Here is a 22377-nt window from a genome sequence, read left to right on the forward strand (position 1 = left end):
TATACTAATATATTAGTACTAGAATATCAGATTGTATATGGGTGTAATCCCAGTATTTTCGTTATTTTTTTGTTTGATTTTCACAAAATATTATACTTTATCCCTCATTAATTATATATATCTACAATGTCGAATGCGCAGAATTAATGTCGGATTTTCTACTAATATATTAGCTTAATTTCTCTTAAACCATATTCTTCTTATCGTACTAATCTTTGGAGAAACTATTCTTTTCCCTTATTATTCTTTCAAACGCAAATACAAAAACCCCATTGCGGCGCCTTACAAGCAGGTGCTGCAATGGGGTTTTTTCCCTTTGTCAATTATTTAAACTTCAACTCTGTCAATCTTGGAAGCCCGCTCCTCTATTTCTCTCTTCTGAACATCTCCTGGAGCCAGTTCATAGCGGCTGAATTCATATTCATAGGTTCCGATGCCTCCGGTCATGGAGCGCAGGTCCGTATTATAGCCGAACAGTTCGGACATAGGCACATCCGCCTCAATGACCTGCTTTCCACCGTGGTTGGAATTCATTCCCAGAACTCGGCCTCTTCTGCGGTTTAAATCTCCCATAACATCTCCGGTAAATTTATCCGGGACCGTAACCTTAAGGAAAGCGATGGGTTCCAGCAGAACCGGATTTGCGTCCATAAATCCCTTTTTAAAAGCAAGGGTTGCAGCCATCTTAAAGGCAAGCTCAGAGGAATCAACCGGATGGTAAGAACCGTCGGTCAGTGTAGCCTTTAATCCCACTACCGGGTAAGCGGCAAGAGGTCCTTTTAAGACGCACTCTGCGATCCCCTTTTCAACTGCCGGGAAATAGTTTCTCGGCACAGCCCCGCCAAATACACTTTCAGCAAATACATAAGGAGTCTCCAGATCTCCGGAAGGCTCAAAGGTCATCTTAACGTCACCATACTGGCCGTGTCCGCCGGACTGCTTCTTGTACTTGCCCTGTACTTCCACTTTCTTACGAAGGGTCTCCCGGAAAGCAAATTTAGGTTTGTTCAATTCAATATCAACCTTATAGCGGTTTAAAAGCTTGCTTACAACCACCTCTAACTGCTGGTCGCCGATGGCATAAAGGAGAGACTGGCGGTTTTCTGTATCATTGACCACTTTTAAAGTCCAATCCTCTTCCGTCAGCTTTGCAAGAGCACTTGAAACCTTATCATCGTCGCCCTTTGTCTTGGTCTTATAACGCATATACGTATATGGGGTGGATATCTCCGGCTTATGATATACGATTGGGGCAGAACGGAGGGCAATGGTATCACCAGTCTGGGTCACGTTAAGCTTTGACACCGCTCCGATATCTCCTGCTTTTAATTCCGAAACTTCAATGACATCCTTTCCTCTTAACACGTAAAGCTTTCCAGCCTTTTCCTCTGTGTCCTTATTCACGTTATAAATAGCAGAATCAGGCTTTAAGGTGCCGGTACAAATCTTAAGCAGGGAATACTTTCCGATAAACGGATCCACAATGGTCTTAAATACACGAGCCGACAGGGACACATGATCGTTATATTTGGCTGTAAAGCGTTCTCCTGTTGAAACATCCACGCCGATGCACTCAAAGTAGTCGGGGGATGGAAAATACTTATCTATAGCCTGAAGCACCATCTTGGCACCCTGGGCGTTGATTCCGGAACCAAGCATGACCGGAACGATATTTCCTTTTATCACATTTTCCCGAAGAGCAGAAGAAATCTCATCAATGGTAAACTCTTCACCGGAGAAATAGCGCTCCATATATTCCTCGCTGATTTCTGCAACGGCTTCCATAAGAACTTCACGGGCTATTCCCAGGTTCTTCTGGCTATAATCAGGAATCTCACATTCTTCATAATCACTGTTAACGGTAAAACGCCGGCCTGCCATCTTTACAACATTAACAAAACCTACGAACTTTTCGTTTTCACGAATGGGGAGGTGGAACGGCGCAATCTTTCTTCCGAACTCTTTTTCCAGCTTTAATAACAATTCACGGTAACTTGCATGATCATCATCCATATTTGTCACAAAGAAAAGTCTGGGAAGCTTGTACTTTTCGCAAAGTTCCCATGCCTTTAATGTTCCAACTTCAATACCTGCCTTACAATTTACAACAATTACTGCTGCATCCGCAACGCTGATGGCCTCTTCAACTTCGCCAACAAAATCAAAATATCCGGGAGTATCAAGCAGGTTGATCTTGATCGGTCCATCTTCTCCTTTATACTCCAAAGGAATCAGGGAAGTAGAGATGGAGAACTGTCTCTTGATCTCTTCTTTGTCATAATCGCTGATGGTATTGCCATCGGTTACTTTTCCCATTCTGCTGATGGCTCCGGTAATCAACGCCATAGCTTCTGCCAGGGTGGTTTTACCGGCGCCCCCGTGCCCAAGTAAGGCGACGTTACGGATTTGTTTGGTTCCATACACGTTCATAAACATTCCTCCTGTTCGGTATTTAAGTCTATAATGATATTTTACTAAAAATGTCATATAATTGCAAGCAAAAGGTGCAATTTGCACAAACATTTTTTACACATTTTCCCACTTCTGCATAAGAAAAGAGGGCCAGGCCCTCTCTTCTTTCAATCCTCTTTATAAAATTCTTTTTTACGTTTCCACTTGATTCAAAATAACATTGCCGGTGACCATGTTATTGCAGTGATCTGGCCGTCTTAAGCGCCGTATCCAGGGCACTCATCTCTGGTATTCCGGTTTCCGTACCCGGCATCCCTTCTCTGACTTTCTCTTCCACCATACTCCGGATCATATCATTTTTAACCAGAACACTGCCCCAGAGCCAGAGATTTAACTTATCCGCCGGACTCTTTAAATTCATCTTGGCTTTCGTATCCCGGATAAGTCCCCACAAAGCCTCCCCGCATTCCCGGTGAATGCGAATGGCTTCATGGTCCCCACGGGCTGCAGCCTGATATGCAAACAGGGATAATCTGGCGATCTCAGACTTTTCCATAAGATTGGCATTGATAAAATCATCTATTTTCCCCAGGGTATCAAGCCCTGTTTCTTCTACAATAAGAGGTGTAAGAACGGGACATTTGACTCGCCCTGACAGATCATCCCCAACTGCTTTTAAGACTTTTAGGCCCATATCAAATCCACTTCCCTCATCACTGACGATGTGGTTCCAGCCGCCGGTCCGGTATATGCTTCCCTTTTTATCTCTTCCAAAGCATACCGAACCGGTTCCCGATATGACTACCATAGCCGGTTCCTCCGTCATGTGAAGAAATACCTCGCAGTCATTTAACACCAGAAGCCTTTCATGAGGAAATCCCATCTCTTCAAAGCTGGACCTGCAATCATGCTCATCCGACGGAGAATCGATCCCGCTGGCTGCCACGCAAATCCCCAGACAACAGTCAGGATCCAGGTTTAGCTGATCAAGTGCCGGGAGCACCAGACTACGGTACCGAAGCCGGCTTTTTTCCACTCCATCCGTATTGAGGCTGCAGCCCGGTGCCGTAAATTCTCCAAGTACCGCCCCATCCGGATCGCAGATTTTAAGCCGACCGTTGGTTCCCCCAATATCCAATCCTGCGTAATATCCTTTCATGATACCCTCCTCCTTATCGTTTTATTTCCACGGCAGGAAACCTGCCGTAGTGAACATCTCTTTCCCTTCCAGAAGATATTTCTTTAATGAGATTTGCAGCGAGGTGCTGCACGGGTAATTTTCCAGTTTTTCCATGGAGCATTCAAACCCCATGACCCGTTCCAGGATCTGTGGACGATCAGCCTTTAAGGGCATTTTGTAAAAACGCTCCATAAAGCTTATGATCCGGCTTTTCTCCGGCAGGATAAACCCCAGATGAGGATCCATAAGCCAACTGTCACAGACAAGAAGGCTTCCCTCATAATATTCTTTTGCCGCTTCCAGAGCGGTATCAATGCTATCAGGTGAAAGGTCTGCTCCTTCCGGAATGTGGACTGCCACTGCCTTCTCACCCGGAGCCAGCTGAAGCACCCAGTCAGACAGATTAAGAGTCACCGCTTTCTCCATGTTAAGTACTCCCAGCTTAAGATCCGGTGAAAAACCGGTCACCGTTCCCTCCAGAAAGCGTAAATAAGTCTCAGACTCCCTGTTGATGTTTCTTCCATTGGTCCCAGAAAAATAGCCTTCCTGATCCACTTTAAGGCCGGTACAAGCCAATGCCCTGGATTCACCGGTCTGCCTGTTTTTAAAAATCAGAAAGGGAAATTCATAGGTTACCTCCTCAAACTGCAGACTGCCGAATCGGAGCACCCTCCCGGTAATGGACCGGAACACCCACTCAATCTGGTCAAGGCCTGCCTTGTCCTCATGGTATTTTCGGAAGACCTTGATCCAGATTTCAATATCCTTCATGGATTCCAGGAAAACCCTTTCCGGAATTCCCTGATTTTTAAATTCCTCAAAAACCTCCGGCAGCATCCAGTCTATATAAATGACCGGAAGCAAATAGGCATCCAGATTCAGAACTTCTGCATGCCTGATCCCCAGTTCTACTGCCTTTGCAGCATTTTCCGGGTCCTTCCTTTTCAGCAGAAGCTCCCTACACCATCTGTAATTGCTCATAAAAAAGGGATAACTGCGGAAAACGGCGGATGCAGAAGCAACCGCCTTTTGAGTATCTTCACTAAATATACTGTGTCTTATCATGATTTTCCATAAACCTCACTATTAACCCGTCCGCTGTCAGTGTACGGTCTTCCTCATGAAATTCCGGCCGGAAGCTTTCCGCATAAACGGCAAACTCATCCAGGGATTGAAAGTCATGATGACTGCCGCATACGCAAAAGTATGCCATATCATCCCCATAGGTCCTGTATTCACAATCAAACAGCTGGTCATCAACGGGTTCCATCACGCCGCTGCACCACAAAGCGGCAAATCCATTCTTCTGCCTGCCCAAAAGCCAATGATCCCGGATCATGACCTCCTGGAACTTTGGAGCCGGGAAATAGGCGTGGGTAAAATGTATGGGATGCTCCTTGGGAATGTGATAAACCGCTCCCAAAAGATTTCCCTTCTGAGCCAGAGCCGGCATCACGCCGTTTCCATACCAGAAGCCCGGCCTCATGGAACTGGAGTCAAAAGTCCCTCCCGGATGGTTGGTGAACAGATCCGTCTCCTTATCTAAGGCAGCGTACCACATGTGCTGCTGGTAACCATATACTCCCGGTTCGAAGCAGGTGGTTCCGTGGAATCTTTCATTCAGGGACTTGGTGTATTCACAGGTTGAGGGATCTGCATCCGGATCCAGAGTTAAATTCTTCCAGCGGTCAAATCCCGGATCCAGTCTTGGGGACTGAACCGAGGTCATACAGTATTCCGGAGTCTTTTTCAGACAGATCAGGGCATTTCCCGTAGAATAGCTTTCATCTGCCGGTGCTTCCATAAGCTGCGTCAAACCTGTCGGCAGCCGGTATCTGCTGCTGGCATAAAAGCCAAGCCAGCCCTCGCCGAAGGAATAAGGAACTTTTGGATTGATCAGATTCATAAGCGCCTGGGCCCCCTGTTCAAAGGGATGGACGACTTCCCGGTACACGCGTCCCATGGGAGCTATGATAACCCCATCGTAGGTGTGGCGGCAGAGCATTTCCAGAAGGCGGTCAGTAATTTTTACAGCGCGGGAAGAAATCTCCGGTTCTGAAAAATCAATGACATTTAACAAAGCTGCAAAGGTGACGCACATATAAACGGTGCTTAAGAATTCTTCAAAGCCGTGTTCTTCCACATCCTCCAGCCAGCGCTCCACCTTGGCTCTGCCTGCTTTAGAAAGCTCCCTTCCGGTCATACCCGCGCGTGGGAAGTAATCATCCGGATACATTTCCCCTGCATTCATGGCACAGGTATAGAACATCAGGGAATGATTCTCGCTCCAGAAACACATGGCATCAGAGCCTTTTTGGTCCATCCAGTACCTCCAGTTAAGAAGTACCTCCCTGACCCGTTTTGCCATGCTTTCATCCACCGGATAATTTTTCAAATACCGGATCAGGCCGCACACCAGGAAATCCGAGCAGTCATACCGGCTTTCAATCTGGTCAAGGGTCTCATAAAGAAGGTCAATATCCCTTCCATTTTCCATACCAAGGGCTTTCCTTGCGAGGATGTTGGAAATGGAAAAGCCAAACTTGTCTCCTCTGGATAAGCTTTCTGCATTCCCTATCCTGCGGAAAATGGCATCCCTGTTTTCTTCAAAGCTCTTTCCTTCTGAATACACCGGCTTCTGAGCCAGAATATTCTCCACCTTTCTGGTGAGAACGGCATGTTCCTTCTTAACGCTTACTAAAATCACTCCAGGCTTTTCTTCGTCTAAGACCACTTTATCCCTGCCGCTGATTTCCTGCCACTCCTTCCGGCTCTCCACTTGAGCAAAATCAGGGCTCTGGCAGTCATAAGCCAACCATGTACCATGAGGTGCATTTCCTTCATAGGTCATGACAGAATCCCGTATGCAGAGGGAACCCAGCCAGTTCTCGGTGCGGACCAGTTCATCGGTCTTTTCGCCATCCGGAAGAACAACGGTAATATCAGCCGTATGATTAAGGATCTGGATTCCGAATAAGGTTCTGGTATCCCGGACGCCTAAAGTCTGAAGGCTGACGTAGATCTGGTTGGTGCCTTTCTTTAACCGAAGCTCCATGGTCTCTCTCCGGATGGGTTTGTAAACCGGCGGATCCATTTGGCACACAGGTTCCCCGTTGCACCAGATTTTCACTGCGGCATAAGACCATACAACAGCCCTTACCGTCAAATCCCTCTCAACCAGGATTCCGGTAACTGCATCCAGCTCCACCTTCTGAAGGGTGGAATAAAAGGTGCTTTCATCTACAAACCAGTTTCCATAGTGGTAATAGTATCTCCATGGCATGCCAAGCCGGCTGGTTTCTCCCAAAACTATTGGTCCTTCCGGAAGGGTTCTGCCTTGATCTGCCACCATTGACCTTAAATATTTTTCATAGCGCAGCTGGTCGTTATCTGTTTCTTGATTAATAAAATCCGTTTCTCCAGGGCCGGATACCAGGTAATTGGTAAGAAAGCCCGATCTGTTCAAATGTAATTTTTCCATCTTTTTATCCCTTTACAGCGCCAGCAGTCAATCCGCTCATGAAGTAGCGGCTGGTGCACATATAAATGACTATGATCGGTATGATTGAAATTGTAGAGCCTGCAAACATCAGGTTCCATGCAGCCGTTCCGTCTCCGCTGTTCTTTAACATGACAACGCCCACAGTCAGAGGGCGGAGCTTGTCGTTGGACATGGTAAACACCAGTGGCATAATGTATTCATTCCAGCCGGTACGGAACGAAAGAAGTCCGATGGTTGCAATAACCGGTTTTAAAAGGGGCAGTATTATTTTATAATAAATCTGGAAAAAAGTACAGCCATCCAATTTTGCAGCCTCATCAAGTTCCTTGGATATGGTATTCATAAATCCACGTACCAGGAAAATGTAGGTTGCCTGTCCCATACCAGTGGAAATCAGGATAATACTTAAAAGAGAGGTATTCATTTTCACCTTCACAGCAAGTTCAAACAGCGGTCTTAAGCTTACGCTGCCTACGTTGACAAACATAAAGGCCACAAAAATGCTGTACAATAATTCTTTTCCTCTGAATTTTTTTCTTGCAAACACGTAACCGGCCATGGTCGTTGTCAGGATGGATAATACCATGACACCAAGGCTTATCATAAGGCTGTTCACAGTATAGACCGCAAAATTGGCCTTTTCCCATGCCTGCTTGTAGTTATCAAAGATAAATGCTTTAGGCAGAATGTCGGTGCCTCCCAAAAGCAGTTCATTATTCGCCTTAAAAGATCCCAGTATAATGTAGATGACCGGGTAAAGGGTGATCAGCGAAATAACCAGGAGAAGCAGAAACAGAAGGCTTCGCATTGCTTTTGTCTTTTTTGAATATACGGTATGTGTCTTTTCCATATCTGCCTCCTTAAACCACATCATCCAGTTTTCTTGCAAGGTACATATAAACGGCTGTGATCACGCCGATAATAAGAGCCGCCATAATGCTGAGTACGGTTGCATAACCGATCTGGGGCGTTGTCTGTGAACCGAATATCAGCTTATAAATATAGGTGAACATTACCTCAGATCTGCTGTTTGGCCCTCCATTTGTAAGTACAAGGATTGATTCATAATCCTTTAGTGCCGTAGTAATGGCCAGCATTAAAATAACCTTTAACACAGGGCTCAGCATGGGCAGGGTGATATAAAAGAACGACTGTACCCCATTTGCCCCATCCATCTTGCAGCTTTCGTATATTTCTTCCGGAATGCTGGAAAGACCTGACATGAATAGAATCATATAGTTTCCGAATCCGCCCCACACCGCCACGATGATAATGGAAATCATAACAATAGACGCACTTCCCAACCAGTCAATTGGAGTATGGATCATTCCAATCTTCTGCAGATAAGCATTCAATACGCCGTTGTATACGGCAAAAATAAAGCCGAATATAAGGCTGTAAACGGCGGAGCTTATGACCGTAGGCATGAAATAAATCCCCCGGAAAATTCCGCTTCCCTTGATCTTCTGGTTCAGCAAAACTGCCAGAAGCAGGGATAAGGGTATGATGATGACCAGTTTCATTACAGCATATTCAAAGGTATGAAGGACGCTGCGCCAGAAAATGACATCCTGAAACATTCTGGTAAAGTTTTTAAATCCTATATAGTAAGCTGTAAATCCGTTGTAATCATAGAAAATATATCGGAAAAGCCAGCAGAAAGGATAGATGGATATCACCACCAGCAAAAACACTGCCGGAAGCAGCATCAAAACAGAAGCATAATCCCCCCTGCTGCCTGCCCGTTTCAATCGCTCCGCAACGCTTAATTTTTCTTTCATGAGTCGTATCACCTTTCTTTAAAACAGGGGCTGCTTTTAGTTTGTCTAAAAACAGCCCCTTTGCTCTCTGCACTTATTTGTCTAAGTACTCAATGGTTCCTGCATTTGGATGCATCGGGTCAAAGTCCTTGATGATAAGTCTCTTAATCTTGCCCATGCTTACATCATTGTCAAGCGCCTCGTTGTATCTCTTGTTTAAATCTTTGATCGCATCGTCAGCACTGACATTGCCTAAGATCGCATTCCAAAGAGTTGCTATATAATCATCACCCTGGATAGCGACAGCAGGTACTGCCGGATATACGCTTTCGTAATCCTGTAATTTGAAATCTGCCAGTCTGCCGGTCTTAGAGGAATCGATCGCACCGCTCATATAGCCGGAGATCGGAAGGCAATAGCCGCCCTCTAAGTAGCCCTTTAAGAAATCTTCGCTGGAAAAGAACTTAATGACTTCCCATGCAGCATCTTTGTTCTTGGAAGAAGAAAGCATCATGTACCCCTTCTGAGGCTGAATGGTTAAAGCACCCTTTACTTCTCCGTCAAGAGTCGGAACAGTGGATACTCCCCAATCAAATTTAGTAACCGGGAACTGGTCGGTAAACACGCCTGCTTCCTGAGATGCATTGCCCCAAAGAGCAAATGCACCCTCTGCAAACTGTGCTCTCATGGCGTCTACGCCCTGGGATACGGATCCTGGAAGAACGCTGTTATCCTTAAAGAACTGATTGCTCTTTTCGATCACCGGTTTGTAACCGTCAAAACTGAATTTACCATTCTTATAATCATAACGGTAGATACCGCTTGTCTCAGAAGTTCCTTCAATCCATCTGATGAAAGGAACGCTTGAGGTAAAGGCAACGCCGTAGTTTTTCCCACCGCCGTTTTCCGTTACCTTCTTAGCCAGATCAATGACACCATCTAAGGTATCCGGAAATTCGGTAACGCCTGCTGCTTCCACCAAAGCCTTGTTGTACTCCATTCTTACACCGCTTCGCATGCCTGTGGGGATCCAGTATACATTGCCGCCGATCATGTCGATTCCTTCATACTGAAGCTTGCTGGCCTCGGTCACCTTCTCATATTCAGCATCTGTAATTCTTTCATTTAGCGGCTCCAGGATTTTTGCATCTGCAAAGGTCTTTAAATCAAAGCCGCTCTGACCTGCACTGATCCCTGCAATATCAGGAGCCGTACCGGAGGAATATGCCATGGAAAGCATATTTGCGTAATCGTCTGTTACCACAGTCATTTCGATCTTGATGCCCTTATCATTGGTCTCATTGAATTCGCTGATCTTCTGATCCACGTACTCGGAGTCATGACGGTCATTGGTCCAGACCTTAATCACGGTTTCACCTGCCGAAGCGGCTTTTGTGCCCTCCCCTTCTGCCTGATTCTGCGCTGCAGTTGTGCCGGCTGTACCTCCTCCACCGGAACAGCCCGTAAGTGCAGCAGCAGCCAGGACTCCTGCCATCATAAAACTTAAAGCTCTTTTTTTCATAACTTTCTCCTTTCCAAACTTATCATAACGTATTTGCCTTGATGCTATTATTTTAACCATTTCAGTTTTATTATGACATGGCATTTTCCATGTTTAATGTAACACTTTTAAACATTGTACCGCTGCAGTAAGCCAGATGAACATAAAAGGAGGCATCCCGCAGGCCTTTCACCGGCATTTAGGATACCTCACTTATGCTTCTTATTTTCCGGGAATGCGGATCACCACACTGTTCCTGTAATATGGAATGGTCTGAAAATCCATCTCCGCTTCTCCGTAATAGATTTTTAATCTTGTATAAACATTATGAAGCCCGATATGATGGCCGCCTGCCGGTTCATTCTGGTAAATGGTGTCACGGGCTTTATCTATATCAATGCCGCAGCCATTATCAGTGACTTCAATGTAGATCCACTCTTCTTTCCGGTAAAAACGAACATCAATGGAAGGAATGCACACCGCCTCCCCCCACTTCTCATCCCGAAAGCCATGCTTGATGGAGTTTTCCACCAGGGGCTGTAAAATCAATTTGAGAATCCGGTACTCCCTAAGCTCCTCCTCCACATAGGACTGGAAGGAAATGGACTTATTGGTCCTGTGGTTCATGATATTGATGTAAGCTTCCACATGGGCGATTTCATTCCCGACCATGATAAGCTCATCCCCGTAGTTCAAACCAATCCGCATAAAGGTCCCAAGGTTATTGATCATGGATGATGCCACCAGAGTGTGGTTGTTCAGCACTTCAAGGTTGATGCCTTCCAGTGTATTGTATAGCAGATGAGGATTAATCTGTTCTGCCAGAAGCTGTATCTCCAGTTGGTATTTCTCATGCTCATCTTCCTTAATCTGGCTGATTTGGGACTGGATGGTACTGTGCATGGAATTGACCGCTGCATTCAGTTGTCCGATTTCATCATCGTATTTTGTTTCATATGGCTCGTCGTATTGATTCTCCTTGATCTGCCGGATGCTCTCCATAAGCCGTTCCAGAGGCGAGGTGATGAACTTAGATAAAAGAGCGGAAAATACCACAGAAAATATCAGACCGGCGCCGCCCATTAAGACGATGAATTGATTCATGGCAGCGATCTTCCTGTTTAAAGATTCTTTCGAAAGAACGCTGATAAGCTGAAGGTCCGAAAACGGAAGCATTTGGGAATAAACCACATTATCCGTCAAATCCGCAATCTGGCGGATCTGGGTATCCTTATTATTTTCCTTTACTCCCTTGATAAAATCCAGGCTTTCTAACACCATTCTCATGGACTGGGGATTTTTAAGGCTGATGTTATTCCCCTTGGAATCCACCACAAAATAAGAGCGTTCAAAATAATTGGCATTGGATAAGGACAGCCTGTTTTGAAACTTCTGCAGATTTAACAGGACCACCAGTCTGGTGGCAACTTCTTCCCCCTTTGTAGTGATCACCACATTATCACCGGGGATCAGCGTTGATAGGGGAATCACAATGGGAATCACGTCCTGCTGCTGCAAAAAAGGGCTCTGGCAGTTAGGAAGCCAGGTGATCTCATCAATGGTTCCATAATCAGCCAGGAAATCGGTAAGGTTTTTCTCCGGCCTCACCCCATAAGCATATACCGTATTGCAGGTTCCATCCTTATTGACCATAAACACCGACTCAATCATGCTGTTGCTGCTTATAAGGTTGATGAGCTGGACCTGAACCCCTTCCTGGTTTAAATAGTTGTTCTCATCCCGGCCGCTTACAACCACCCTTTGTATGGCAGGGGTGGAAGCAAAGCTGATTACATTGGTAAGCAAGGTATCATACATGTTATTTAAGGATTCCGAGATCACATTCATGGTATCCTGCATCTGCATTTCCACTTCTTCATAATAGAGCTTGTTAAAATAACCTCTTGCAAAAATGCAAATAAAAATAGTCAGCATGATGTCGATGCTGAACATGCAAATCCGGATCTTGGAAGCGATCTTCCTGTCTCCAATAAATTTAAAAACCGTTTCTTTTAACCGTTTTATCATATCTGCCTTTCCAAATTACGGTGTTTTTCCGCTGTTTCTGTTGTAATCCGAAGGAGAGACACCCGTGTTTTGTTTGAATACCCGGTAAAAGGAACGATAATCATCGTAGCCGGTTGCAGCGGCCACTTCCGCCACCGGCATATCCGGCATCCGCTCCATCAGTCCCTTGGCATGATCCATTTTGATCCGGATCACATAATCCCTGAAATTGATTCCCGTCTTTAATTTAAAATAGCTGGTAAAATAAACATCACTGAGATTTACGTGCCTTGCCACTTCCTTTGCCAGAATCTTTTCTCCCATATGGGATTTGATATAATACTCCGCAGCCTGAATGATCTGGTTCTTCGGCCCGTTCCCTCCGGATCCCTGCTTTCCGGCACACGCTTCCAGAAAATCCTCCATATAGGCCTTCAGTTCTTCAAAGGTACGTATGGTATTAATGGGGAGGATGACTTCCGCCTGGGAAAACTCTTTTCCGCTTCCCAGCTCCTTCTGGATATCCGTGATCAGATAAATACACATTCCGCGGATATAGTTGGGCGGGGGCATGGGCACATAAAGAAGCTGAGAAAAATATTCCCGGCAAAATTCCCTTATTTGCTCCGTCCGGTTCATGGCAATCGAATATATCAGATTATTATAATCCATCTGATTTGCTGCTGCAGGCGGCGGCGCAGTACACAGGATGCTCTCGTCAAAGATCTTATGATCCGTCTCATAAAAGCTGTAGGACAGGCACATAAGGGCTGTTTTATAGGAATTGGAGCAGTCCGTAAGCGAGGCTCCTTCCTTACCGATTCCGATCGTTAAGTCCATAGTGGAATCCCGGTTCACCCGTTTTAAGCACCGGACCGCAAGGAAACGGTAATTCACAGGCAAATCTCCCGGCTGCATGGTATGGATGATCGTCAAAAGCTCGCTGGAGCTTGAGATAAGAAATTCATATCTGGTTCTCTGAAGTTCTTCGCTCACAATATCCATCAGATAATTGATCTGCTGGAACTCATCCTCTTGTTCCCCGTCCTCTTTCCCCTGAATGGAAAAAACCATGACCCGGAAAGGACTGTTATTTAATTTAAGTTCCAGCCGGCTGATTTCATCCTTTATCTCATCATAGGAATAAAATTCGTTCTTTAACAGTCTCTTTAAGAATTTTTCTTTTGGCTCAGACTTGACATTTAAATAGGCAGAATAGGAATGGATATGGTTGGACTGGAGGATCTCCTCTTTCTGCTGTCTGATCTCCGCCACCAGTTCATCAATCTTAATGGGCTTTAAAAAATAATTCTTAGCCCCCAGCTGAATTGCCTTCTGTGCATACTTAAAATCCCCATATCCGCTTAATATTATAAAATTGGTCTGCAGCTTTTCATTTTTTACCCGTTCCATCAGCTGCAGTCCATCCATGCCCGGCATACGGATATCGGTAATGACAATGTCCGGATTGCAGGACTTAATAATTTCATAAGCCTCCCTGCCGTCCTCTGCAGTGCCCACGATGGTAATGCCAAACTGCTCCCAGGGCACAACCGTAGACAACCCATTACGGATCGCCGCTTCATCGTCCGCAATCAATAGGGTTATATTTTTATTTGCATCCATTATTCTGATTTCCTCCCAAGTACAGCCAAAAGCTTCTGTTCCGCCTCCTGAAACCACCGATCTTCATGATTCACCAAAAGGACATACTGTATTCTTCCCAAAAGAGAAAGAAGATACTGATTCTCCGGAATTCTTGCAGCACTTCCGTTCCTCTCCAGATGGGACTTTGCCCCGTATTTCTGGCAGTAAAAAATCTCCTGCCGCAGTTTCCTTCTGTAATCCCGGGAAACCTGCAGTTTTTCATTGACCACGATTCCTGTGACCGCCTGTCTCCCGTTGCGGTATAGAATCCTGGTCTTTGTTTCATTCAGTTCAAACCCCATGGAATTTAAAAAGCCGGAGACCTTCCGGATGACCAGGTCCGGGTTAAAATCACCGGAAAACGTCATATCGTCACAGTACCTGGTATAGGAAATCCCTTTATTTTCGCACAATTTATTTATGGATTCATCAAAATGCTTCATAACCAGATTGGAAACCGCAGGCGAAGTGGGAGCCCCCTGAGGCAGAAAATCGTTGCAGCAACATAAGGCAGTCAGCATGGTTCCTACTGCAGGAGGATAATACCGGACGGAAAAAACGCTTTTTAAAACCATTGGAAATGAAATGCTGCCGAAAAAATCTTTGATATCCAGCTTCACAACCACATGCTTTCCTGTATGGACCCTGGCATTGGACACCACTCCTGCACCTTTGTGGTAGGCGGTGGCGCAGCTGGAGACCTCATACCCATCAAGGATATGATGCAGGATATTCCTCTGTATTCTCATCAGCATATAATCCGGTACCATGAGGCTCCGCCGCCTTCCGTCTCTCTTTGGAATACGGACGGAGCGGTAATGGCGTTCTGTATGATTGCTGAACGCATAAAGACATGCCATTACCTTCTGGTCCGGCCAGCTGGTATTCCCCAGAAGCCGGAATGATAATAGCATGTCCCTGCAATACTCCTTCGTGCAGTATTTCCATAAATCTGTCTGATACATCGGCTCCTCCATCGTAGTTATATTCTGAAATCGTTCTTATTCCCCCAAAAACAACAGAAGCAATACAAACATGATGCCGTAAGATGCGAAGATGTACAAGCCGCAGGCGCAGGCACATGCAATGTGCGGAAGTACTTCGCAGCAGATTACGGCCTTTCTCTAAACCATGAAAATCCCGGCAGCGACTCGCTGCCCGGCCGCAGGTTCATTACACGCGGAAAAACTATTGCTTCTGCTGTTATAGTTTTATTCTAACACAACTCCAAATTATTTTTAAGACTTATTTTTGCGTTTTTATGTATTGTTTATTATGTTTTCTTATCATAAATATCATTTATATTTTACCTATTGAATTTTATAGTACCGTTTCAGTACCAAAAACAAAAGTAAAAGCGAGGTTGATTAGTTAACGCCGGCAAATATGGGACGCAGCTCCCGCAACTGAAAGTGTTAACCATCACTCATTATCATGGATTCGATTAAGCAAGTTGGGATTCGCTCATTCCTTCCTGATCCATTGAGCTAAATCTTTAACATTTTGTATATTATTTTTTGTTCTGCAGACACTACTAAAAAGCGAAAGGAGCATCAATCTTGAATAGCAAAGATATATCTTCCAACAAACAGGGTAGTGCTACAGACAATAATGCCAGTAATAAAAATGTTACCCATACAGATCATCGTTCGAAAACCGCATCAAATAGTGATTATATTGATCCATTTTATACTCCTCCGGGTGAAGGCCCTAAACCTAGAATTACCTCCAATTAGGTATCATCCTTCCAGCACCTTTTATGCATTCCTGGCAGATCTCACAGTGGAATCATTTGGCCTTTACAATCAGCTTCTTGTCGTATACCATAGTTAGGTTTCTTACTTCTGTAAAATCTAATTTTACTGATTCATCCGCTTACCGCCCAAATTACTATTCATCATTTACTATAATTATGGTATACATGATGATGTATAAGGAGGTGCAGACTATGGATACCAATTTACTATTTGACGGATTTATATCTATAAAGAATCCCATTGCCGCACCTAAACACATCATACTTGGCTCCAACGTAACAAAAAGCTGCATCTTTTTTCTTTCCTTAACCGAGTAACCTTTTTCATCCACTTCCCATAAAACTTTCATCTCTGCATGTCTAAGATAAATCTTACTACTTTCTCCCGAAGAATAGGCTTTCCCTACAATTTTATTACCTTTAAAAATCACCGCCCCAACGGGCAGTTCACCATTTTTCAAGGCTATTTCACCCACTTGAAGCTAGTATCATTTTTTCTTCAACAGTCATCTATTTCCCACAATGCAATTTATAATATAAACTATTTTAAAGAATTTCCTACCAACTATCAATATTTAGTTTCCAATGTTCATTAATTCGTCAAATACGGGTTTAAATTGCTTCACGTATCCGCATAAACTCCTGTTCAAGTTTCATATTCACAATGCTCACGACCCGCTCATCATCAATCCCAATCCCTGAAGCTGATCAATCCTTATTGCAACATGGGCCATATACTCTACCAGTGCCACATGCTGCAGCTTACCTAATGATTTCAAATATTCCACTATTTTGCTTAGCTGAATAGGCCTGAATCCCTTTCTAGATAATAATTTACGTTAAAGTGTCAAAGTTTAACGCGCAAAAGCGTTGACAACTTTCCTGCAATGGATTACAATGGGGAATATATTTGCAAAAGAGAGGATACAAAAAACATGATCATTATTATGAAGCCTAACGCTTCCGAGGAAGCTGTTGGTAAAATAAAAGACTTAATTGAATCAAACGGACTTCAGGCCCATTTATCAAAAGGGACGGAAGTAACAATCGTAGGTGTTGTGGGCGATAAGACGAAACTCCAAGGCGCAAACATCGAGATGTTAGAAGGTGTTGACAAGATCGTTGCCGTGACCGAAACTTACAAGCTGGTGAATAAAAAATTTCATCCGGAAGATTCCGTTATAACCATTGGAAACGCTAAAATCGGACCAGGCCATCTCACCATAATGGCAGGTCCATGCGCCATAGAAAATCACGATATGGTACTTGAAACTGCTTTTGCTGTAAAAAAAGCAGGCGCCCAGTTCCTGCGCGGCGGAGCCTATAAGCCCAGAACCTCACCATACGCATTTCAGGGTCTTGAGGAAGAAGGGCTGAAATACATGAAAGAAGCCAGGGAAGCCACCGGGCTTAACATTGTCTGCGAAGTCACAAGCCTGAGGGCTCTTGAAACATCTGTAAAATATGTGGACATGATCCAGATCGGTGCACGGAATATGCAGAATTTCGAGCTTTTAAAAGAAGCAGGAAAGGCTGGCATCCCGGTTCTGTTAAAGAGAGGCCTGTCCGCTACCATTGATGAATGGCTGAATGCCGCAGAATACATTGCTTCTGAAGGAAATACAAATATCGTACTTTGTGAACGGGGGATCCGTACCTTCGAGACTGCTACCAGAAACACCCTGGATATCAGTGCCGTACCGGTTATCCGCGCTAAGAGCCACCTTCCAATCATCATTGACCCAAGCCACGCCACAGGAGTACGGGCTTATATTGAGCCAATCTCCAAGGCTGCCATAGCAGTAGGCGCTGACGGACTGATCGTGGAAGTTCATCCACGTCCATCCTGCGCCCTGTCCGACGGTCCCCAGTCCCTGACCTTTGAACAGTTTGATAATTTGATCGAAGAATTAAAACCTTACGCCAAGCTTGCGGGGAGGACATGTTAATGAGCGATGCCACCATTGCCTTTATCGGGCTTGGTCTCATCGGCGGCTCTATCGCCAGAGGGATCAAGCGCGAAGAACCGAATACAAAAATCATGGCCTACATGCGCACCCGTTCCAGGCTTTTGCAGGCAAAGGAAGATGGGATCGTTGATGTCATCTTAGACGGAATCGGAGAAGATCTCCGGGAATGCGATCTTATCTTCCTCTGTACTCCTGTGGAGTACAACGCAAAGTATTTGTCAGAAATCCAGTCCTTCTTAAAGCCTGGAGCCATTATTACCGACGTAGGAAGCACCAAGACGGATATTCATGAGGAAGTAAGCCGTCTTGGCATGGAAAGCAGATTTGTGGGAGGGCACCCAATGGCCGGTTCGGAAAAGACCGGATATGAGAATTCCACCGACCATTTGCTTGAGAATGCTTATTATATCATTACTCCTACCCAGGCTTCTACAGAGGAACAGGTAAGCCGTCTGGTGAGGATCGCAAACATGATCGGCTCCATTCCCCTTGTCCTCAATTATGAGGAGCATGACTTTATCACCGCAGCAATCAGTCATCTTCCCCACATCGTAGCCTCCAGTCTGGTGAACCTTGTAGGGGCTTCCGATAATGAAGAAGGGCTTATGAAACGGCTTGCTGCCGGAGGCTTTAAGGACATTACAAGAATCGCTTCTTCCTCACCGGAAATGTGGGAACAGATCTGTATGACAAACAACCAGAATCTTTCTGTGATCCTGGAACGCTATATTGCCTCGTTAAGTCAGATCCTGGGTGAGCTTAAGACAAATGACAAACAATCGATTTACCAGCTTTTTGAAACCTCCAGGGATTACCGCAACTCCTTTTCAGAAAAGGTACCAGGCCTCATTGCACCGGATTATTCCTTCACGGTGGATATGGCTGACGAAGTAGGTGCTATCTCCACCTTATCCGTCATCCTGGCCGCTAAGGGCATCAGCATTAAGAACATCGGCATCAACCACAACCGGGAGCACGGAGAGGGCACTTTAAGGATTGCGTTTTATGACAAAGAAACCATGGACAACGCATGGAAACAGCTGGAACGGTACCACTACGATTTAATTTCAAATTAAAAGAGAGGATTCCTATGAAATTCACAAAAGCCTCCCCTTTAAAGGGCGAAATAACCATACCAGGTGACAAGTCCATCTCTCACCGCAGCGTGATGTTTGGTTCTATTGCAAAAGGAACCACGGAAATCAGCCACTTTCTCCAGGGGGCCGACTGCCTTTCCACCATATCCTGCTTTAGGAAAATGGGAATTCAGATTGAAAACAACCATGACACTGTCATTGTTCATGGCAATGGATTCCGGGGCTTAAAAAAACCGGAAACAATCTTAGACTGCGGGAACAGTGGAACCACCACCCGCCTGATCTCGGGTCTTCTGGCTGCCCAGGATTTTGACGTAACCTTAACCGGTGACGAATCCATTCAAAAACGACCTATGAAGCGCATTATGGAGCCGTTATCCTTAATGGGGGCTGATATAAAGAGCGTAAAGGAAAATGGCTGCGCCCCTCTTTCCATAACCGGTAAAAAGCTTCACGGCATCCACTATACAAGCCCGGTAGCTTCCGCCCAGATAAAATCCTGCATCCTATTAGCCGGACTGTATGCAGAGGGTGAAACAAAGGTAACGGAACCTTATGTATCCAGAAACCATTCTGAAATCATGCTGAAATATTTTGGGGCCAACGTAAAGACAGAAGGAACCACCGCCTGCATCGCTCCCGCCGAAGAACTCTACGGGAATAAGATCGTTGTTCCGGGGGATATCTCTTCTGCTGCTTACTTTATTGCGGCAGGCCTGATGATTCCGGGATCAGAAATACTGATTAAGCATGTAGGTATTAACCCAACCCGGGACGGGATCATTCACGTTTGCCGGGATATGGGAGCTGATATCACTCTTTTGGAGGTAAATACGGATTCCGGGGAGCCTACTGCGGATATCCTGGTAAAATCCGGCTCTATGCACGGCATTACTATCGGCGGAGCTATTATCCCTACCCTCATCGACGAGCTCCCCATGATCGCCGCCATGGCCTGCTTAGCAGAGGGCGAAACTATTATAAAGGATGCAGCGGAATTAAAGGTAAAGGAATCCAACCGTATTGAGGTAATGGTAAGGAACTTATCTGCCATGGGAGCCGATGCCAGGGAAACAGAAGATGGCATGATCATCAGAGGCGGAAAGCCTCTTTGCGGTGCGGTCATAGACAGCAAGCTGGATCACCGGATCGCCATGACCTTTGCAGTGGCAGGGCTTTGTGCAGAAGGAGAAACAGAAATCTTAGGCGCAGAATGCGTGAATATCTCTTATCCTGGCTTTTATCAGGATCTGGAGAGATTGATGAAATAATATAGATCCGTCATACATTTATATCTGATTACAAAAATGCCGGGAGAACTTAAGTTCAACCCGGTATTTTTATTGATCTAAAAAACCTCGATTTGGCACATCTTCATAGCCTCTAACGAATTCTCATGGCTTTTTACAGTCACACCCGCACAGCAGGAGGAGTCCACCAGCACCGGAGTCTCAGGAAGAAAAGCTTTGACCAGCAGGGCATTGGAAATTACACAGATGTCCGTACATAAACCAACCAGTTCAATGGATTCATATTTTCTTTCTGTCACATATTCTCCAAGCACTGAGCTTCCAAACGTGTTTTTTTCAAAACGTATTCCCTGAAATTCCTTTAAGGAATTATCAAGCTCCCATCCGGCTGTTCCCCTGACGCAATGAACGACCGGAAGCTTTTTCCCCTCCTGAGAATTAAGATAATTCTCCTCATGGGTATCCAGGGTGAAGATCACTTCATCTCCTGCTGCCTGATATTCCTCTATTTTTCTTTTTACTTTAGGAACGATAGACACCGCCTCGGGAGTTCCCAGGGAGCCGTCGATAAAATCCTTTTGCATATCTACAACGATTAACAACTTTTTCATGGACAAACCTCCGATAATAAATAGTGATTATATTTTATCACATTTTTCTCTCATAAGCATATTATTTTTCTTCACATTTTTGCTGGAATTATTTTTACTTCTATAGAACGTACAAGGAGGTGAAATGGGACAATTTTTTTCTTTTTTTGTTATAATATTACGCTCTCTCCGTTCCCACTTTCGAGAAGTAGAATTTTCGCAGAGTCAAAAGAAATGTATGGATGGATGGCAATTAATATAGTATAATTTTTCGATAACAATGAAAGTTGATATGAAGATAATTTATATTGGCTTTGATCAGAAAGTAAGGTGATGAAAATGCACAGCAAAGTTGCAGCCATGTTTAATGATTGGGAAGAAGCTCTAATATGGTCATGTTTGCAAGGTCATATGGGAAATATTATCTTAGATAATGAAAAAAATCCCGCGTCTGCAATGATTGAAATCGGTGACTTCTGCTTTTTCGCAGGCCAGCCAAATACCGCCCTGTTTCATGATATAGAAGGAGAAAAGCTGCTCATACCAAAAGATAAAGCTTGGGAAGCACTGATCGAGAATTTTTTTGATGGACGAGTAAACAAAATATTTCGCTATGCAATTAAAAAGGAACCAGATGTTTTTGATAAAACAAGACTGGCTTCTTTCATTAATTCCCTCGATGATTGTTATGAGCTTCGGATGATAGACAGAGAAGTATATGAATTAGCTCGAAAGGAAGCATGGTCCGTGGATTTATGTTCTCAGTTTAACGATTATGCTGACTATCAGCGCCGGGCATTCGGGGTATCCATTTTACACAATGGTGAATTGGTGGCAGGCGCTTCCCCTTATGCTGTTTATAATAATGGCATTGAAATAGAGATAGATACAAGACCCGATTATAGAGGCAAGGGATTAGCGACAGTGTGCGGCTCCAAATTGATACTTGAATGCCTGGCACGAAATGTTTATCCAAGTTGGGACGCTCATGACTTACGTTCTGTTGCTTTAGCGGAAAAACTCGGTTATCACCTTTCTCATCCATATGTGACATATGAACTGATCGGCAGGCAGGCTAATGAGCATAAAGCGGGTATTCGGTATTTTTAGTATCGAAACCCGCTTTAACTTATGCCTTTATCGCCTTTTTACAGGATTTTTCCATTGAACCCTCAGATTATTCTTCTTTCTTTTCTGGTTCAACGTTAATAGTTGGTATCCGATCGATTTGTTTGAATAAGTAGGTTTCTCCATCTATCATAATTGTAAATGTCCGCTTTTTCCCATCATATAGTATCTTAGTATTATGAAATTTGGTACTATCGATAAAATGTTCATTATCCGAGCCTTTTGAATAAGTGCCTTTATCTGTTTCATCATAATCGTAGTAATAAAATGTATAGTTATTAACCAAGTCAAATACCATAGATGCGAAGGGAAGTTCTTCACATGTGTAAGTTCCCTGCAGAACTGGAAAATCCTTCATTGATTTCTTGTAATCAAGAAAAATACCAACTGCACATAAAAATAAAAAAACAAGAAGTCCTACCAATATTTTTTTATGTGTTTTCATTTTTAACGTACCCTCACTACTTCTAAATATAGATTTCTTTTTCCCATAGAACAACTCTCTTTATATGTTTTTTTATGTTAATATCAAATAATTTAGAACGTTTATTACAAACATAACTGAATCTCAAATTTT

At 44.3% G+C, this 22377-nt stretch carries 18 protein-coding genes; 5 read left to right on the forward strand and 13 right to left on the reverse strand.

The window, feature by feature from the left end:
* Positions 1–327: 327 nt before the first annotated feature.
* The 10 genes from AC27IJ_RS06435 to AC27IJ_RS06480 form a co-directional block, all read right to left on the reverse strand.
* Positions 328–2430 carry an elongation factor G gene (locus tag AC27IJ_RS06435; protein ID WP_312448060.1) on the reverse strand — a complete coding sequence of 701 codons (2103 nt, stop codon included), beginning with the start codon at positions 2428–2430 and terminating at the stop codon, positions 328–330.
* Between the two features lie 217 nt (positions 2431–2647).
* Entirely contained in the window at positions 2648–3571 is a 924-nt protein-coding gene (locus AC27IJ_RS06440; protein ID WP_312448059.1) for a BadF/BadG/BcrA/BcrD ATPase family protein, read from the reverse strand.
* Positions 3572–3592: 21 nt separating this feature from the next.
* A complete protein-coding gene (locus AC27IJ_RS06445; protein WP_487148081.1) occupies positions 3593–4657 on the reverse strand; it encodes an acyltransferase domain-containing protein in 1065 nt (354 codons plus the stop codon).
* Positions 4635–7073 (reverse strand): hypothetical protein, encoded by a 2439-nt coding sequence (locus tag AC27IJ_RS06450; RefSeq protein WP_487148083.1) that lies wholly within the window; start codon positions 7071–7073, stop codon positions 4635–4637. The genes AC27IJ_RS06445 and AC27IJ_RS06450 overlap by 23 nt, the downstream gene beginning before the upstream one ends.
* A gap of 4 nt (positions 7074–7077) precedes the next feature.
* Complete coding sequence (locus tag AC27IJ_RS06455; RefSeq protein WP_312448056.1) at positions 7078–7944, reverse strand: carbohydrate ABC transporter permease; 867 nt, start codon at positions 7942–7944, stop codon at positions 7078–7080.
* 10 nt (positions 7945–7954) lie between these two features.
* Positions 7955–8875, reverse strand: a complete 921-nt coding sequence (locus AC27IJ_RS06460) for a carbohydrate ABC transporter permease (protein ID WP_487148085.1) — start codon at positions 8873–8875, stop codon at positions 7955–7957.
* A 73-nt stretch (positions 8876–8948) separates the two neighbouring features.
* Positions 8949–10376, reverse strand: a complete 1428-nt coding sequence (locus tag AC27IJ_RS06465; RefSeq protein ID WP_487148087.1) for an ABC transporter substrate-binding protein — start codon at positions 10374–10376, stop codon at positions 8949–8951.
* A gap of 201 nt (positions 10377–10577) precedes the next feature.
* Positions 10578–12383 (reverse strand): sensor histidine kinase, encoded by a 1806-nt coding sequence (locus AC27IJ_RS06470; RefSeq protein ID WP_487148089.1) that lies wholly within the window; start codon positions 12381–12383, stop codon positions 10578–10580.
* 15 nt (positions 12384–12398) lie between these two features.
* Positions 12399–13988, reverse strand: a complete 1590-nt coding sequence (locus AC27IJ_RS06475) for a response regulator (RefSeq protein ID WP_487148091.1) — start codon at positions 13986–13988, stop codon at positions 12399–12401.
* The gene (locus AC27IJ_RS06480; protein WP_487148093.1) at positions 13988–14974 is read right to left on the reverse strand and encodes a reverse transcriptase family protein; all 987 of its coding nucleotides are present in this window, start codon (positions 14972–14974) and stop codon (positions 13988–13990) included. The genes AC27IJ_RS06475 and AC27IJ_RS06480 overlap by 1 nt, the downstream gene beginning before the upstream one ends.
* A 594-nt stretch (positions 14975–15568) precedes the next feature.
* Between AC27IJ_RS06480 and AC27IJ_RS06485 the strand changes: the two genes are divergently transcribed.
* Positions 15569–15745, forward strand: coding sequence for a hypothetical protein (locus AC27IJ_RS06485; protein WP_313155408.1), 177 nt, complete (start codon positions 15569–15571; stop codon positions 15743–15745).
* Positions 15746–15899: 154 nt separating this feature from the next.
* Here AC27IJ_RS06485 and AC27IJ_RS06490 read toward each other — a convergent pair whose 3' ends face one another.
* Positions 15900–16226, reverse strand: a complete 327-nt coding sequence (locus AC27IJ_RS06490) for a deaminase (protein WP_312448044.1) — start codon at positions 16224–16226, stop codon at positions 15900–15902.
* A 474-nt stretch (positions 16227–16700) separates the two neighbouring features.
* Between AC27IJ_RS06490 and aroF the strand changes: the two genes are divergently transcribed.
* From aroF to aroA, 3 genes are read left to right on the forward strand one after another with little or no spacing between them, the layout of a single operon-like run.
* The gene (gene aroF / locus AC27IJ_RS06495; protein ID WP_312501108.1) at positions 16701–17714 is read left to right on the forward strand and encodes a 3-deoxy-7-phosphoheptulonate synthase; all 1014 of its coding nucleotides are present in this window, start codon (positions 16701–16703) and stop codon (positions 17712–17714) included.
* Entirely contained in the window at positions 17714–18811 is a 1098-nt protein-coding gene (locus tag AC27IJ_RS06500; protein ID WP_313155402.1) for a prephenate dehydrogenase, read from the forward strand. The genes aroF and AC27IJ_RS06500 overlap by 1 nt, the downstream gene beginning before the upstream one ends.
* Before the next feature lie 14 nt (positions 18812–18825).
* The gene (gene aroA, locus AC27IJ_RS06505; RefSeq protein ID WP_487148096.1) at positions 18826–20103 is read left to right on the forward strand and encodes a 3-phosphoshikimate 1-carboxyvinyltransferase; all 1278 of its coding nucleotides are present in this window, start codon (positions 18826–18828) and stop codon (positions 20101–20103) included.
* Positions 20104–20180: 77 nt separating this feature from the next.
* On the opposite strand, the gene AC27IJ_RS06510 is transcribed toward aroA, so the two are convergent.
* Complete coding sequence (locus AC27IJ_RS06510) at positions 20181–20693, reverse strand: cysteine hydrolase family protein (RefSeq protein WP_487148098.1); 513 nt, start codon at positions 20691–20693, stop codon at positions 20181–20183.
* A gap of 318 nt (positions 20694–21011) precedes the next feature.
* On the opposite strand from AC27IJ_RS06510, the gene AC27IJ_RS06515 reads away from it, so the two are divergent.
* The gene (locus tag AC27IJ_RS06515) at positions 21012–21782 is read left to right on the forward strand and encodes a GNAT family N-acetyltransferase (RefSeq protein ID WP_487148100.1); all 771 of its coding nucleotides are present in this window, start codon (positions 21012–21014) and stop codon (positions 21780–21782) included.
* A 67-nt stretch (positions 21783–21849) separates the two neighbouring features.
* Here the strand turns inward: AC27IJ_RS06515 and AC27IJ_RS06520 are convergent, their stop codons facing one another.
* The gene (locus tag AC27IJ_RS06520; RefSeq protein ID WP_312448032.1) at positions 21850–22245 is read right to left on the reverse strand and encodes a hypothetical protein; all 396 of its coding nucleotides are present in this window, start codon (positions 22243–22245) and stop codon (positions 21850–21852) included.
* Positions 22246–22377 lie beyond the last annotated feature (132 nt).

This window comes from Lacrimispora sp. YZC11, from assembly GCF_057543815.1.

What these genes read in the sequence shown, in the direction of transcription:
- AC27IJ_RS06435 (WP_312448060.1), bottom strand. Translation starts at nt 2,430, where the DNA reads ATGAACGTGTATGGAACCAAACAAATCCGTAACGTCGCCTTACTTGGG.
- AC27IJ_RS06440 (WP_312448059.1), bottom strand. Translation starts at nt 3,571, where the DNA reads ATGAAAGGATATTACGCAGGATTGGATATTGGGGGAACCAACGGTCGG.
- AC27IJ_RS06445 (WP_487148081.1), bottom strand. Translation starts at nt 4,657, where the DNA reads ATGATAAGACACAGTATATTTAGTGAAGATACTCAAAAGGCGGTTGCT.
- AC27IJ_RS06450 (WP_487148083.1), bottom strand. Translation starts at nt 7,073, where the DNA reads ATGGAAAAATTACATTTGAACAGATCGGGCTTTCTTACCAATTACCTG.
- AC27IJ_RS06455 (WP_312448056.1), bottom strand. Translation starts at nt 7,944, where the DNA reads ATGGAAAAGACACATACCGTATATTCAAAAAAGACAAAAGCAATGCGA.
- AC27IJ_RS06460 (WP_487148085.1), bottom strand. Translation starts at nt 8,875, where the DNA reads ATGAAAGAAAAATTAAGCGTTGCGGAGCGATTGAAACGGGCAGGCAGC.
- AC27IJ_RS06465 (WP_487148087.1), bottom strand. Translation starts at nt 10,376, where the DNA reads ATGAAAAAAAGAGCTTTAAGTTTTATGATGGCAGGAGTCCTGGCTGCT.
- AC27IJ_RS06470 (WP_487148089.1), bottom strand. Translation starts at nt 12,383, where the DNA reads ATGATAAAACGGTTAAAAGAAACGGTTTTTAAATTTATTGGAGACAGG.
- AC27IJ_RS06475 (WP_487148091.1), bottom strand. Translation starts at nt 13,988, where the DNA reads ATGGATGCAAATAAAAATATAACCCTATTGATTGCGGACGATGAAGCG.
- AC27IJ_RS06480 (WP_487148093.1), bottom strand. Translation starts at nt 14,974, where the DNA reads ATGTATCAGACAGATTTATGGAAATACTGCACGAAGGAGTATTGCAGG.
- aroF (WP_312501108.1), top strand. Translation starts at nt 16,701, where the DNA reads ATGATCATTATTATGAAGCCTAACGCTTCCGAGGAAGCTGTTGGTAAA.
- AC27IJ_RS06500 (WP_313155402.1), top strand. Translation starts at nt 17,714, where the DNA reads ATGAGCGATGCCACCATTGCCTTTATCGGGCTTGGTCTCATCGGCGGC.
- aroA (WP_487148096.1), top strand. Translation starts at nt 18,826, where the DNA reads ATGAAATTCACAAAAGCCTCCCCTTTAAAGGGCGAAATAACCATACCA.
- AC27IJ_RS06510 (WP_487148098.1), bottom strand. Translation starts at nt 20,693, where the DNA reads ATGAAAAAGTTGTTAATCGTTGTAGATATGCAAAAGGATTTTATCGAC.
- AC27IJ_RS06515 (WP_487148100.1), top strand. Translation starts at nt 21,012, where the DNA reads ATGCACAGCAAAGTTGCAGCCATGTTTAATGATTGGGAAGAAGCTCTA.
- AC27IJ_RS06520 (WP_312448032.1), bottom strand. Translation starts at nt 22,245, where the DNA reads ATGAAAACACATAAAAAAATATTGGTAGGACTTCTTGTTTTTTTATTT.